Annotated in this window: 19 protein-coding genes, 5 tRNA genes, 1 rRNA gene and 1 other annotated feature; of the genes, 24 read left to right on the top strand and 1 reads right to left on the bottom strand. The window is 44.0% G+C overall.

The window, feature by feature from the left end; all coding sequences use genetic code 11:
• Positions 1-87: a sequence feature (5S ribosomal RNA rRNA prediction is too short), on the top strand.
• 62 nt (positions 88-149) lie between these two features.
• From Xhom_RS03090 to birA, 4 genes are all read left to right on the top strand, one after another.
• Positions 150-225 (top strand) — tRNA-Thr (locus tag Xhom_RS03090).
• A gap of 33 nt (positions 226-258) precedes the next feature.
• Positions 259-374, top strand: a 5S ribosomal RNA gene (gene rrf, locus Xhom_RS03085).
• 145 nt (positions 375-519) lie between these two features.
• Positions 520-1,560 (top strand): UDP-N-acetylmuramate dehydrogenase, encoded by a 1,041-nt coding sequence (murB, locus tag Xhom_RS03080; protein ID WP_069317342.1) that lies wholly within the window; start codon positions 520-522, stop codon positions 1,558-1,560.
• Positions 1,557-2,516: a bifunctional biotin--[acetyl-CoA-carboxylase] ligase/biotin operon repressor BirA gene (gene birA, locus Xhom_RS03075; protein WP_069317341.1), complete on the top strand. Its 960-nt coding sequence runs from the start codon at positions 1,557-1,559 to the stop codon at positions 2,514-2,516. Before murB ends, birA begins: the two co-directional genes overlap by 4 nt.
• Before the next feature lie 31 nt (positions 2,517-2,547).
• Here birA and coaA read toward each other — a convergent pair whose 3' ends face one another.
• Positions 2,548-3,498: a type I pantothenate kinase gene (gene coaA, locus Xhom_RS03070; RefSeq protein ID WP_069317340.1), complete on the bottom strand. Its 951-nt coding sequence runs from the start codon at positions 3,496-3,498 to the stop codon at positions 2,548-2,550.
• 425 nt (positions 3,499-3,923) lie between these two features.
• Here coaA and Xhom_RS03065 point away from each other — a divergent pair.
• The 20 genes from Xhom_RS03065 to rplX all read left to right on the top strand — a co-directional run bounded on the left by Xhom_RS03065 (position 3,924) and on the right by rplX (position 12,785).
• Positions 3,924-3,999: transfer RNA gene (locus tag Xhom_RS03065), tRNA-Thr, on the top strand.
• Positions 4,000-4,014: 15 nt separating this feature from the next.
• Positions 4,015-4,099: transfer RNA gene (locus Xhom_RS03060), tRNA-Tyr, on the top strand.
• Between the two features lie 100 nt (positions 4,100-4,199).
• A tRNA-Gly gene (locus tag Xhom_RS03055) sits at positions 4,200-4,274 on the top strand.
• Positions 4,275-4,280: 6 nt separating this feature from the next.
• Positions 4,281-4,356 (top strand) — tRNA-Thr (locus Xhom_RS03050).
• 105 nt (positions 4,357-4,461) lie between these two features.
• Positions 4,462-5,646: an elongation factor Tu gene (gene tuf, locus Xhom_RS03045; RefSeq protein WP_069317339.1), complete on the top strand. Its 1,185-nt coding sequence runs from the start codon at positions 4,462-4,464 to the stop codon at positions 5,644-5,646.
• Between the two features lie 244 nt (positions 5,647-5,890).
• Positions 5,891-6,085, top strand: a complete 195-nt coding sequence (bfd, locus tag Xhom_RS03040) for a bacterioferritin-associated ferredoxin (RefSeq protein WP_071933885.1) — start codon at positions 5,891-5,893, stop codon at positions 6,083-6,085.
• A gap of 76 nt (positions 6,086-6,161) precedes the next feature.
• Positions 6,162-6,635, top strand: a complete 474-nt coding sequence (bfr, locus tag Xhom_RS03035) for a bacterioferritin (RefSeq protein ID WP_069317338.1) — start codon at positions 6,162-6,164, stop codon at positions 6,633-6,635.
• 309 nt (positions 6,636-6,944) lie between these two features.
• On the top strand, positions 6,945-7,256 hold the full coding sequence (gene rpsJ / locus Xhom_RS03030; protein ID WP_001181005.1) for a 30S ribosomal protein S10: 312 nt from the start codon (positions 6,945-6,947) through the stop codon (positions 7,254-7,256).
• A 32-nt stretch (positions 7,257-7,288) separates the two neighbouring features.
• Entirely contained in the window at positions 7,289-7,921 is a 633-nt protein-coding gene (gene rplC, locus Xhom_RS03025) for a 50S ribosomal protein L3 (RefSeq protein ID WP_069317337.1), read from the top strand.
• A gap of 16 nt (positions 7,922-7,937) precedes the next feature.
• Complete coding sequence (gene rplD, locus Xhom_RS03020; RefSeq protein ID WP_069317336.1) at positions 7,938-8,543, top strand: 50S ribosomal protein L4; 606 nt, start codon at positions 7,938-7,940, stop codon at positions 8,541-8,543.
• Positions 8,540-8,842 (top strand): 50S ribosomal protein L23, encoded by a 303-nt coding sequence (rplW, locus tag Xhom_RS03015; RefSeq protein ID WP_069317335.1) that lies wholly within the window; start codon positions 8,540-8,542, stop codon positions 8,840-8,842. The genes rplD and rplW overlap by 4 nt, the downstream gene beginning before the upstream one ends.
• Before the next feature lie 19 nt (positions 8,843-8,861).
• Positions 8,862-9,686 carry a 50S ribosomal protein L2 gene (gene rplB / locus Xhom_RS03010; RefSeq protein WP_069317334.1) on the top strand — a complete coding sequence of 275 codons (825 nt, stop codon included), beginning with the start codon at positions 8,862-8,864 and terminating at the stop codon, positions 9,684-9,686.
• A 14-nt stretch (positions 9,687-9,700) separates the two neighbouring features.
• Positions 9,701-9,979, top strand: coding sequence for a 30S ribosomal protein S19 (gene rpsS, locus Xhom_RS03005; protein ID WP_011148791.1), 279 nt, complete (start codon positions 9,701-9,703; stop codon positions 9,977-9,979).
• Between the two features lie 14 nt (positions 9,980-9,993).
• Positions 9,994-10,326: a 50S ribosomal protein L22 gene (gene rplV / locus Xhom_RS03000; protein ID WP_010847481.1), complete on the top strand. Its 333-nt coding sequence runs from the start codon at positions 9,994-9,996 to the stop codon at positions 10,324-10,326.
• A gap of 17 nt (positions 10,327-10,343) precedes the next feature.
• Positions 10,344-11,045: a 30S ribosomal protein S3 gene (rpsC, locus tag Xhom_RS02995; protein ID WP_069317333.1), complete on the top strand. Its 702-nt coding sequence runs from the start codon at positions 10,344-10,346 to the stop codon at positions 11,043-11,045.
• 12 nt (positions 11,046-11,057) lie between these two features.
• Complete coding sequence (rplP, locus tag Xhom_RS02990; protein ID WP_012990491.1) at positions 11,058-11,468, top strand: 50S ribosomal protein L16; 411 nt, start codon at positions 11,058-11,060, stop codon at positions 11,466-11,468.
• The gene (gene rpmC / locus Xhom_RS02985) at positions 11,468-11,659 is read left to right on the top strand and encodes a 50S ribosomal protein L29 (protein WP_010847484.1); all 192 of its coding nucleotides are present in this window, start codon (positions 11,468-11,470) and stop codon (positions 11,657-11,659) included. The genes rplP and rpmC overlap by 1 nt, the downstream gene beginning before the upstream one ends.
• Positions 11,659-11,913 (top strand): 30S ribosomal protein S17, encoded by a 255-nt coding sequence (rpsQ, locus tag Xhom_RS02980; protein ID WP_069317332.1) that lies wholly within the window; start codon positions 11,659-11,661, stop codon positions 11,911-11,913. The genes rpmC and rpsQ overlap by 1 nt, the downstream gene beginning before the upstream one ends.
• Before the next feature lie 175 nt (positions 11,914-12,088).
• Positions 12,089-12,460: a 50S ribosomal protein L14 gene (gene rplN / locus Xhom_RS02975; RefSeq protein ID WP_069317331.1), complete on the top strand. Its 372-nt coding sequence runs from the start codon at positions 12,089-12,091 to the stop codon at positions 12,458-12,460.
• 10 nt (positions 12,461-12,470) lie between these two features.
• A complete protein-coding gene (rplX, locus tag Xhom_RS02970; protein WP_069317330.1) occupies positions 12,471-12,785 on the top strand; it encodes a 50S ribosomal protein L24 in 315 nt (104 codons plus the stop codon).
• Positions 12,786-12,796: the final 11 nt, after the last annotated feature.

Raw genomic sequence — 12,796 nt, 5'->3', positions numbered from 1 at the left:
GTGGTCCCACCTGACCCCATGCCGAACTCAGCAGTGAAACGCCGTAGCGCCGATGGTAGTGTGGGGTCTCCCCATGTGAGAGTAGGGAACTGCCAGACAGCACTTTATAAGTGTTGCCCATTTGGTGACACTTTTTATTTTAGCACGTTGCTGATATGGCTCAGTTGGTAGAGCACACCCTTGGTAAGGGTGAGGTCCCCAGTTCGAATCTGGGTATCAGCACCATGAATATATGTTCAGAAAATAAAACAGAATTTGCTTGGCGGCAATAGCGCGGTGGTCCCACCTGACCCCATGCCGAACTCAGTAGTGAAACGCCGTAGCGCCGATGGTAGTGTGGGGTCTCCCCATGTGAGAGTAGGGAACTGCCAAGCTTTAATATCAAGTCGAAAGGCCACTCATTTGAGTGGCCTTTCGCATTTCTGCCATTTTACTTTTCTGAAGCTGCAATTACTGACTTATCTTTCAAATATAGAGTCTGCTAGACTACAGCCAAATTATCTACTGAGCTTGAAATGAATGTCTGTCTGTCAATCTACCCAATTAAAAGCGTTCAATACGTTTGGTATTTCAGCATGTGCTGATTATATCGGAGCCGCAACCTCGATTGAGTCTCTTTTGTCTTTATGGCAAGCAGCGAAAAAAAAAGAATACCCCATTTTACTATTGGGGGGCGGAAGCAATGTCCTGTTCACTGAGAATTTTAAAGGTACCGTTATCTTGAATCGGCTCCTTGGTATTAAGATACAAGAGGCTGATACAGCATGGCATATTCATGTTGGTGCTGGTGAAAATTGGCATCAATTGATTAAGCTGCTAATTAAGCAGAAAATTTACGGCTTAGAAAATTTAGCATTGATTCCTGGGAATGTGGGTTCAGCCCCTATCCAAAACATTGGAGCTTATGGGATTGAATTTAAACAGGTCTGTGAATTCGTTGATCTAATAGAGTTGGAAACAGGAAAACACATCCGTCTGATGGAAAATGAATGTCAATTCGCGTACAGGGACAGTATTTTTAAACATCAATATAAAGAGGATTATGCAATTACTGCTGTTGGTTTAAGGCTAAATAAAGCGTGGGAGCCGATATTAACTTATGGTAGTTTGACGCAATTCTCTCATGAGGATGTAACACCAGAACAGATATTTCATGCAGTTTGTGAAATGCGTCAGAGCAAACTGCCAGATCCTGCTATCATGGGGAATGCCGGTAGCTTCTTCAAGAATCCGATAATATCCGCTGAATTAGCGAAAAAAATCAAATCTGAATATCCTGAATGCCCTCAATATTATCAAGATGATAACAGCGTAAAGGTTGCAGCTGGTTGGCTAATAGATCAGTGCCATTTAAAAGGCCATAGTATTGGTGATGCTGCTGTGCATACGAAGCAAGCACTAGTATTAGTTAATAAAGGTCATGCAACGGGACAAAGTATTGTTGCTTTGGCTACTTATGTGCGTAACAAGGTAGCAGAAAAATTTAATATTTTTTTAGAGCCTGAAGTACGCTTTATTGGCGCTGAAGGTGAGATAGACTCAGTGGAATGTATTTCATGAAAGATACCAGTATTCCGTTAAAATTAATTAAAGTGTTATCTGATGGTGAGATTCATTCAGGGCAGAAACTCGGCCAAAAATTGGGAATGAGTCGTGCGGGAATTAATAAACATATTCGGACTATTCGTGAATGGGGAGTAGAAGTTTTAACTCTTCCGGGTAAAGGTTATCGTTTTCTTGCTCCAATGAATCTTCTTGATAAAGATCTCATTGAAAAATATCTTCCAAACGACCGCATCGAAGTTATTCCTGTGATCGATTCTACAAATCAATATTTATTAGAGAGATTAATAGAGCTAGATTCAGGTGATGCCTGCGTTGCAGAATATCAGTATGCAGGACGAGGGCGCCGAGGTAGGCAGTGGGTTTCTGCATTTGGACGAAATTTATATCTCTCCATGTTTTGGCGTTTAGAACAAGGCCCTGCTGCGGCAATTGGATTAAGTTTGGTTGTCGGGATAGTAATTGCTGAAGTCTTGAACTGCCAAGGTGTTGATAAAGTAAAAGTAAAATGGCCTAACGACTTATATTTGGAAGATAAGAAATTGGCTGGAATTTTAGTTGAATTGATGGGGAAAACCGGAGATGCGGCTCAGATTGTTATCGGGGTCGGTATGAACATCTCGATGAGTAATGAGCAACAAAAGTTGATTAACCAGCAGTGGATTAATTTACAGCAAGCGGGCATAACGATTGAGAGGAATAAACTAATTGCTGAAATCATCATTGAACTCAAAAAAGCATTAATCCAGTTTGAAAATGAAGGTTTATCTCCATTTATTTCACGATGGTTTAAATTAGATAATTTTATTAATCGCCCTGTGAAATTGATTGTTGGTAATCAAGAGACTTATGGGATCGCTCGTGGAATTGATCAGCAAGGCGCTCTACTGCTTGATATCGATGGTGTCATAACACCTTACATTGGTGGTGAAATCTCTCTGAGAGGGCTTTGAGTATAAAGCCGGAATTATTCCGGCTATTACATTATTTTCTCAGCCTGACGTTTTCAATTGCGTGATTAGCCCCTTTGGTCATAATCAAGCTAGCACGTTCTCTGGTGGGTAAAATGTTTTGCTGTAAATTCAATCCATTAATTTCTTGCCAAATATCTGATGCGACTTTTATCGCCTCTTCTGTCGTTAATTTAGAATAACTATGGAAATAAGAATCAGGATCAGAGAAAGCGCCTTGGCGGAATTTTAGGAAACGGCTGACATACCATTGTTCGAGTAATTGTTTTGATGCATCAACATAAATAGAAAAATCAACAAAATCAGAAACAAAAACATGATGTGGTTCATGTGGGTAATCCATGCCACTTTGTAGAACATTTAAGCCTTCCAATATCAAAATATCCGGCCGTTCTATGATAATTTTCTCATTGGGAACAATATCATAGCTAAGGTGAGAATATACTGGCGCTGTAACCTGCTCGGCACCTGATTTTATATCAGAGACAAATTTCACTAGGCTGCGCATATCATAGGATTCAGGGAATCCCTTTTTTTTCATTAAGCCACGTTCATTTAGAACATCATTGGAATGTAAAAAACCATCTGTTGTCACCAGTTTCACGCGACGATGTTCGGGCCAGCGGCTTAGTAATGCTTGTAATAAACGTGCCGTTGTACTCTTTCCAACGGCGACACTGCCTGCAATGCCAACAACATAAGGTATTTTTTGGCCGCCGGTTCCTAGAAATTGCTCAAGGACAGCTTGTCTCCGTAGGTTGGAACTAATATAAAAATTGAGTAGACGTGATAATGGAAGATAGATCTCAACCACTTCGTCTATTGAAATTTCTTCATTAATCCCTTTTAAAGCAGCTATTTCTTCTTCAGTTAATGTCAAAGGCACTGAGTCACGCAATGTTGCCCAATGTTCACGATCAAATTGTAAATATGGAGTCGTCAAAAAAGATTCTTTCTTATTCATAAGCCAACATTTGCCTGTCTATGCAGGTTGGACGGGTTGTTGAGAATACCCGTATCCGGCAAAAAATAAATCTCATCATATCGGTTGCGCTATCGTAGGCGTAGAGTTTTTTATGATTTTAGTAATTTTTTTGATGGGAAATACAAAAATGTAATGAAATGTTCTATTTTTTAGCCATCGTTGATGATTACTCTTGTTATTTTCGAAAAATATCTCAAGTGATACAAAAGATTTGAAGAAAATAACCAGCTAAATACATTTAGCTATTCCTTAATGGTGAGTTTTTTTGTACATTACTTGAGCTAAACTTATTTAAAAAACAATCAAAACCATCCGTTGTGTATATTTTGTGAGCGAAAGAGCAAAAAAAACAATTTTTTTGTTGCATCGTGGGCCAACACTACCTAGAATGCGCAGCACTTGATGCCGGCATAGCTCAGTTGGTAGAGCAACTGACTTGTAATCAGTAGGTCCCGAGTTCGACTCTTGGTGCCGGCACCATTAAAAATTTGGAAAGGTGGGGTTCCCGAGCGGCCAAAGGGAGCAGACTGTAAATCTGCCGTCACAGACTTCGAAGGTTCGAATCCTTCCCCCACCACCATTAACCAGTTTTCATCTTGAGTGTTCTGCTCGAGTTATACTCCAAGCAAAACATTTGAGATATGATATACAGCTGATTAAAGTCAGGTAGCCGAGTTCTCGCGGGCATCGTATAATGGCTATTACCTCAGCCTTCCAAGCTGATGATGCGGGTTCGATTCCCGCTGCCCGCTCCAAGATGTGCTGATATAGCTCAGTTGGTAGAGCACACCCTTGGTAAGGGTGAGGTCGGCAGTTCGAATCTGCCTATCAGCACCACTTCACCTGTTCTGCCTCCTGATTTTCTTCCTGTAAATATCTAACAAGCAATTGCTTGGTTGATGTGGTGAAACCACCGATTCCGTGTCTTAGAGGGACAACCTAATGTCTAAAGAAAAGTTTGAACGTTCAAAACCGCACGTTAACGTTGGTACTATCGGCCACGTTGACCACGGTAAAACTACCCTGACTGCTGCAATCACCACTGTTCTGGCGAAAACTTACGGCGGTAACGCTCGTGCATTCGATCAGATCGATAACGCACCAGAAGAAAAAGCGCGTGGTATCACCATCTCTACTTCTCACGTAGAATACGATACCCCAACTCGCCACTACGCGCACGTTGACTGCCCAGGTCACGCCGATTATGTAAAAAACATGATCACCGGTGCTGCTCAGATGGATGGTGCAGTTTTGGTTGTTGCCGCAACTGATGGCCCAATGCCACAGACTCGTGAGCACATCCTGTTGGGTCGTCAGGTAGGCGTTCCATACATCATCGTGTTCCTGAACAAATGTGACATGGTTGATGATGAAGAACTGCTGGAACTGGTTGAGATGGAAGTCCGTGAGCTGCTGTCTCAGTACGATTTCCCAGGCGATGATACGCCAATCATCCGTGGTTCTGCTCTGAAAGCGCTGGAAGGCGAAGCAGAGTGGGAAGCAAAAATCATCGAACTGGCAGAAGCACTGGATTCTTACATTCCAGAACCAGAGCGTGACATTGACAAGCCATTCCTGTTGCCAATCGAAGACGTATTCTCCATTTCTGGCCGTGGTACTGTAGTTACCGGTCGTGTTGAGCGTGGTATCGTTAAAGTGGGTGACGAAGTTGCAATCGTTGGTATCAAAGAGACTGCGAAAACAACTTGTACTGGCGTTGAAATGTTCCGCAAACTGCTGGATGAAGGCCGTGCGGGTGAGAACGTTGGTGTTCTGCTGCGTGGTACTAAGCGTGACGAAATCGAACGTGGTCAGGTACTGGCTAAACCAGGTTCAATCCAGCCACATACGACTTTCGAATCAGAAGTGTATATCCTGAGCAAAGATGAAGGTGGCCGTCATACTCCATTCTTCAAAGGTTACCGTCCACAGTTCTACTTCCGTACAACTGACGTAACCGGTACTATCGAACTGCCAGAAGGCGTTGAGATGGTAATGCCAGGCGATAACATTAACATGATCGTGACTCTGATTGCTCCAATCGCAATGGACGAAGGTCTGCGTTTCGCAATTCGTGAAGGTGGCCGTACTGTAGGCGCAGGTGTTGTTGCTAAAGTTATTGCTTAGTCTTTGATTATAAATAGATTATGAAAAAAGAGGAGCTTAGGCTCCTCTTTTTTATTTTGAGTCCCAATCATAGGGGTTTTTTATATCTAAACAAAACGAAAACAATAATTGAAATGATACTCATTTCTATTTAGTATTGCGCAATATGTATTATTTTATAAACAGGATTGTCTTTAGGTGTGGATGTTTTATCTCGCCTAACTAAATAGTCAGTGATTGTTTGAATAGCTAGAAGAGTGCTTCCATGTATGTATGTCTCTGTAATGCGGTGAGTGATAAAACTATACGTAACGCTGTTCATCAGCGGCATGTTCGTTCTGTCAGGGAATTAAGAAGCCTTGTTCCTGTGGGGAACGATTGCGGAAAATGCATACGCCAGGCACGTGAGATAATAAATGAGGAGATTTCTCTACTGCTTCCAATAAATAACGTTGCTTAAAATAAGTGCAATTTTCTTGCTGCTACTCTGCTCAATTAGTACTACACTGTGGTGACTGGAAGCGGAGGAACTTACTATGAAAGGTGATAAAAAGATAATTGCATATTTGAACAAACTCCTTGGTAATGAGCTTGTCGCCATCAATCAGTACTTTTTACACGCCCGAATGTTTAAAAATTGGGGATTGATGCGTTTAAATGAAGTCGAGTATCGTGAATCTATAGATGAGATGAAGCATGCAGATAAGTTTATCGAGCGTATTCTCTTTTTGGAAGGCATACCAAATCTACAAGATTTGGGCAAGCTTAACATTGGGGAAGACGTGGAAGAAATGCTGCAATCTGATCTAGATTTAGAGTTACGTGGTGCAAAGGATCTAAGAGAAGCAATTGCATATGCAGATTCAGTTCATGACTATGTTAGCCGGGACTTGATGATAGAAGTCCTTGCTGATGAAGAAAATCACATAGACTGGTTGGAAACCCAGCAAGATCTACTCAACAAAATGGGAATTAGTCATTACATACATGCGCAACTCGTTGAAGAATAATAAATACGATATTAACGCTCTGTAAATCTATTATAGGGCGTTTTCTCTTCCTTATTTATCCCACCTAATACTTTTTGAATAGATTTCATCCTTATCTTGCATTGCTGATAGATTTACGTATAATGCGTGAGCTTACCTACACTACTACAGTGATAGGACTGATGTTATCAGTAATGAGCGGTAAATTACCGCCATTTAAAATACTCCCGATATGGGGGTTATACATTGAACGATTACGCTCCCCCATCAATCGAAATGGGTGTGAGTAGTGATCATTTACGTTTATAAAATAGTTGGAGCTCTGGTCTCATGCAGAACCAAAGAATCCGTATCCGCCTGAAAGCATTTGATCATCGTTTGATCGATCAATCAACTGCGGAAATCGTAGAGACCGCTAAGCGCACTGGTGCGCAGGTTCGTGGTCCGATCCCGCTGCCGACTCGTAAAGAGCGCTTTACCGTTCTGATTTCTCCGCACGTTAACAAAGATGCGCGTGATCAGTACGAAATTCGCACTCACAAACGTCTGGTTGACATCGTTGAGCCAACCGAGAAAACCGTTGATGCTCTGATGCGTCTGGATCTGGCTGCCGGTGTAGATGTGCAGATCAGCCTGGGTTAATCAGGTCATTGAACGATTGAGAGGTTGAAACAATGATTGGTTTAGTCGGTAAAAAAGTGGGTATGACTCGCATCTTCACTGAAGATGGCGTTTCAATCCCTGTAACTGTTATCGAAATCGAAAATAACCGTGTAACTCAAGTTAAAAACAAAGAGACTGACGGTTATAATGCAATTCAGGTAACGACTGGTAGCAAAAAAGCTAACCGCGTTAATAAATCTGAAGCAGGTCATTTCGCTAAAGCTGGCGTAGAAGCTGGCCGCATCCTGCGTGAATTCCGTCTGCCAGAAGACGGTTCTGAATTCACTGTAGGTCAAAGCATTAGCGTTGAAATTTTCGCTGACGTTAAAAAAGTCGACGTTACTGGTACATCTAAAGGTAAAGGTTTCGCGGGTACTGTTAAGCGCTGGAACTTCCGTACTCAGGATGCTACACATGGTAACTCCTTGTCTCACCGTGTTCCGGGTTCTATCGGTCAGAACCAGACTCCGGGCAAAGTGTTTAAAGGCAAGAAAATGGCAGGCCAACTGGGTAATGAACGTGTAACTGTTCAGAGCTTGGATGTAGTACGTGTTGACGCTGAGCGTAACCTGCTGCTGGTCAAAGGTGCTGTTCCAGGTGCAACGAACAGTAACCTGATCGTAAAACCGGCTGTCAAGGCGTAACGTCGAGGAGATAGGAATGGAATTGGTAATGAAAGACGCGCAAAGCGCGCTGACTGTTTCCGAAACTACCTTCGGGCGTGATTTCAATGAAGCGCTTGTGCATCAAGTAGTTGTTGCGTATGCAGCTGGTGCTCGTCAAGGTACTCGTGCTCAGAAAACTCGTGCTGAAGTTTCTGGTTCAGGTAAAAAACCATGGCGTCAGAAAGGCACTGGCCGTGCGCGTTCTGGTTCTATTAAGAGCCCAATTTGGCGCTCTGGTGGTGTAACTTTCGCAGCGAAGCCACAGGACCACAGTCAAAAAGTTAATAAAAAGATGTACCGTGGTGCTTTGAAAAGCATCTTGTCTGAACTGGTGCGTCAAGATCGTCTGATCGTTGTCGAGAAGTTCTCTGTTGAAGCACCTAAAACTAAGTTGCTGGTACAGAAACTGAAAGAAATGGCTCTGGAAGACGTGCTGATCGTTACTGGCGAAGTTGATGAGAACTTGTTCTTAGCAGCTCGTAACCTGTATAAGATCGACGTTCGTGATGCTGCAGGTATCGACCCAGTAAGCCTGATCGCCTTCGACAAAGTGGTTATGACTGCTGAAGCTGTGAAGCAAGTTGAGGAGATGCTGGCATGATCCGTGAAGAACGTCTGCTGAAAGTACTGCGCGCGCCGCATGTATCTGAAAAAGCTTCTACAGCGATGGAAAAAACTAATACCATCGTTCTCAAAGTTGCGAAAGACGCGACTAAAGCAGAGATCAAAGCTGCCGTACAGAAACTGTTCGAAGTTGAAGTTGAAGGTGTAAACACTTTGCTGGTTAAAGGTAAAGTTAAACGCCACGGTCAGCGTGTTGGTCGTCGTAGCGACTGGAAAAAAGCTTACGTCACTTTGAAAGAAGGCCAAAATTTGGACTTCGTTGGCGGCGCTGAGTAAGTCGGAGGAGTAAAGAACAATGGCAATTGTTAAATGTAAACCTACGTCTCCGGGCCGTCGCCACGTTGTTAAAGTGGTTAACCCTGAGCTGCATAAGGGTAAGCCTTATGCTCCGTTGTTAGAAAAAAACAACAAAACCGGTGGTCGTAACAACAATGGTCGTATTACCACTCGTCACATCGGTGGTGGCCATAAACAGCATTATCGTCTGGTTGACTTTAAACGTAACAAAGATGGTATCCCTGCTGTTGTTGAACGTCTGGAATATGATCCAAACCGTTCAGCAAACATCGCTTTGGTTCTGTATAAAGACGGTGAGCGTCGTTATATCCTTGCGCCTAAAGGCTTGAAAGCAGGTGATCAAATCCAGTCTGGTGCTGATTCAGCAATCAAGGCGGGTAACGCTCTGCCAATGCGCAATATCCCAGTTGGTTCTACTGTTCATAACATAGAAATGAAACCTGGGAAAGGTGGTCAGCTGGCTCGTTCAGCAGGTACTTATGCTCAGATCGTTGCACGTGATGGTTCTTATGTAACTCTGCGTCTGCGTTCTGGTGAAATGCGTAAAGTACTGGCTGACTGTCGCGCTACTTTAGGTGAAGTTGGTAATGCAGAACACATGCTGCGCGTTCTGGGTAAAGCTGGTGCAAGCCGCTGGCGTGGTATCCGTCCTACCGTTCGTGGTACGGCGATGAACCCAGTAGACCATCCACATGGTGGTGGTGAAGGTCGTAACTTTGGTAAGCACCCTGTAACTCCATGGGGCATTCAGACCAAAGGTAAGAAGACCCGTAGCAACAAACGTACTGATCAATACATAGTACGCCGCCGTTCTAAAAAATAATTAGAGGATAAACCATGCCACGTTCTCTCAAGAAAGGTCCATTTATTGACCTGCACTTGCTGAAGAAGGTAGAGAAAGCGGTGGAAAGCGGAGACAAAAAGCCTATTAAGACTTGGTCCCGTCGTTCAACGATCTTTCCTAACATGATCGGTTTGACCATCGCTGTCCATAATGGTCGTCAGCATGTTCCAGTTTTTGTTTCCGACGAAATGGTTGGACACAAACTGGGTGAATTCGCGCCGACCCGTACTTATCGCGGCCATGCGGCCGATAAAAAGGCTAAAAAGCGCTAAGGTAGGAGGAAGAGATGGAAACTATCGCTAAACATCGCCACGCTCGTTCTTCTGCTCAGAAGGTTCGCCTTGTGGCTGACCTGATCCGCGGTAAGAAAGTGTCGCAAGCTCTGGAAACTCTGACCTATACCAACAAGAAAGCTGCTGGTTTAGTGAAGAAAGTACTTGAGTCTGCTATTGCTAACGCAGAACACAACGATGGCGCTGACATCGATGATCTGAAAGTCACGAAGATTTTCGTAGACGAAGGCCCAACTATGAAGCGTATTATGCCTCGTGCCAAAGGCCGCGCAGATCGTATCTTGAAGCGCACCAGCCACATTACTGTGGTTGTGTCCGATCGCTGAGACTCTGGAGACTAGCAATGGGTCAGAAAGTACATCCTAATGGTATTCGTCTGGGGATTGTCAAACCTTGGAACTCTACCTGGTATGCGAATACCAAAGAATTCGCTGACAACCTGGACAGTGACTTTAAAGTTCGCCAGTACTTGAACAAAGAACTGGCTAAAGCATCTATTTCACGTATCGTTATCGAACGTCCTGCGAAAAGCATCCGTGTGACCATTCACACTGCTCGTCCAGGTATTGTAATCGGTAAAAAAGGTGAAGATGTTGAAAAACTGCGTAAGGCTGTAGCGGATATCGCTGGCGTTCCTGCGCAGATTAATATTGCCGAAGTGCGTAAACCTGAATTGGACGCAAAACTGGTTGCTGACAGCATCAGCTCGCAGCTGGAACGTCGAGTTATGTTCCGCCGTGCTATGAAGCGTGCTGTACAGAACGCTATGCGTCTGGGCGCTAAAGGCATCAAAGTGGAAGTAAGTGGCCGTCTGGGCGGTGCTGAAATCGCGCGTACTGAATGGTATCGTGAAGGTCGTGTACCTCTGCACACTCTGCGTGCGGACATCGATTACAATACTTCAGAAGCGCACACCACTTATGGTGTAATCGGCGTTAAGGTATGGATCTTCAAAGGTGAGATCCTGGGTGGTATGGCTGCAGTTGAACAGGCGGAAAAACCAGCTGCTCAACCTAAAAAGCAGCAGCGTAAAGGCCGCAAGTAAGGAGAGTCGCTGATGTTACAACCAAAGCGTACGAAATTCCGTAAAGTGCACAAAGGCCGCAACCGCGGTCTGGCTGCAGGTGCGGATGTTAGCTTCGGCACTTTCGGTCTTAAAGCTGTGGGCCGTGGTCGTCTGACTGCTCGTCAGATCGAAGCGGCACGTCGTGCTATGACCCGTGCAATTAAGCGTCAAGGTAAAATCTGGATTCGTGTGTTCCCAGACAAACCTATCACCGAAAAGCCACTCGAAGTGCGTATGGGTAAAGGTAAAGGTAACGTAGAATACTGGGTTGCCTTGATCCAGCCCGGTAAAGTCCTGTATGAAATGGACGGTGTGCCTGAAGAGCTGGCTCGTGAAGCGTTCAAGCTGGCGGCAGCGAAACTGCCTATCAAAACCACCTTTGTAACTAAGACGGTGATGTAATGAAAGCACAAGAGCTGCGCGAAAAAAGCGTTGAAGAGCTGAACACTGAGCTGCTGAACCTGTTACGTGAGCAATTCAATCTACGTATGCAGGCGGCAAGTGGCCAGCTGCAACAGTCTCACCTGTTGAAACAAGTGCGTCGTAATATTGCACGCGTTAAGACTTTACTGACTGAGAAGGCGGGTGCGTAATGACCGATAAAATCCGTACTCTGCAAGGTCGTGTTATTAGCGACAAAATGGAAAAATCCATTGTGGTTGCTATTGAACGTAAGGTGAAACACCCACTGTATGGTAAATTCATCAAGCGTACGACCAAATTGCACGTACATGACGAGAACAATGAATGTGGAACTGGTGATGTCGTGGAAATCCGCGAAACACGTCCACTGTCTAAGACTAAATCTTGGGCCTTAGTTCGCGTTTTAGAGAAAGCGGTTCTATAATAGGGCGTTATCTCGTACGAAATAAACGGCCCAAAAATAACGGGGCCGTTTATTTTTCTGTCCATCGCGAAGTTGTGGTGTTATAATGCCCCGCCCTCGTAGTATGGGATATTGAAACGGCTTCTTTAAAAATTAAAGTAGCTCAGTAGTAGTTGACATTTAGCGGAGCACTAAAATGATCCAAGAACAGACTATGCTGAACGTGGCCGACAACTCCGGTGCACGTCGCGTAATGTGTATCAAGGTTCTAGGTGGCTCGCACCGTCGCTACGCACATGTCGGTGATATCATCAAGATCACTATCAAGGAAGCGATTCCTCGAGGTAAAGTGAAAAAAGGTGATGTCCTGAAAGCGGTAGTGGTGCGCACCAAGAAGGGTGTTCGTCGCCCGGACGGTTCTGTCATTCGCTTCGATAGCAACTCTTGCGTATTGTTGAACAACAATAGTGAGCAGGTTATCGGTACGCGTATTTTTGGGCCGGTAACTCGTGAACTTCGTAATGAAAAGTTCATGAAAATTATCTCTCTGGCACCTGAAGTACTCTAAGGAGCAGGCAATGGCAGCGAAAATCCGTCGTGATGACGAAATTATCGTGTTGACCGGTAAAGACAAAGGTAAACGCGGTAAAGTAAAACAGGTTCTTTCTTCTGGTAAAATTATCGTTGAAGGTATCAATCTGGTTAAAAAACATCAGAAGCCAGTTCCGGCACTGAATCAACCAGGTGGCATCGTTGAAAAAGAAGCAGCTATTAATGTTTCTAACGTTGCAATCTTCAATGCAGTAACCGGCAAGGCTGACCGTGTAGGTTTTAGATTCGAAGACGGCAAAAAAGTTCGTTTCTTCAAATCTAATAGCGAAACTATCAAGTAATTTGGAGTATA

The sequence above is a fragment of the Xenorhabdus hominickii genome (assembly GCF_002632725.1).
Lineage (GTDB): Bacteria > Pseudomonadota > Gammaproteobacteria > Enterobacterales > Enterobacteriaceae > Xenorhabdus > Xenorhabdus hominickii.
This window is presented reverse-complemented; position numbering and strand designations above follow the sequence as displayed.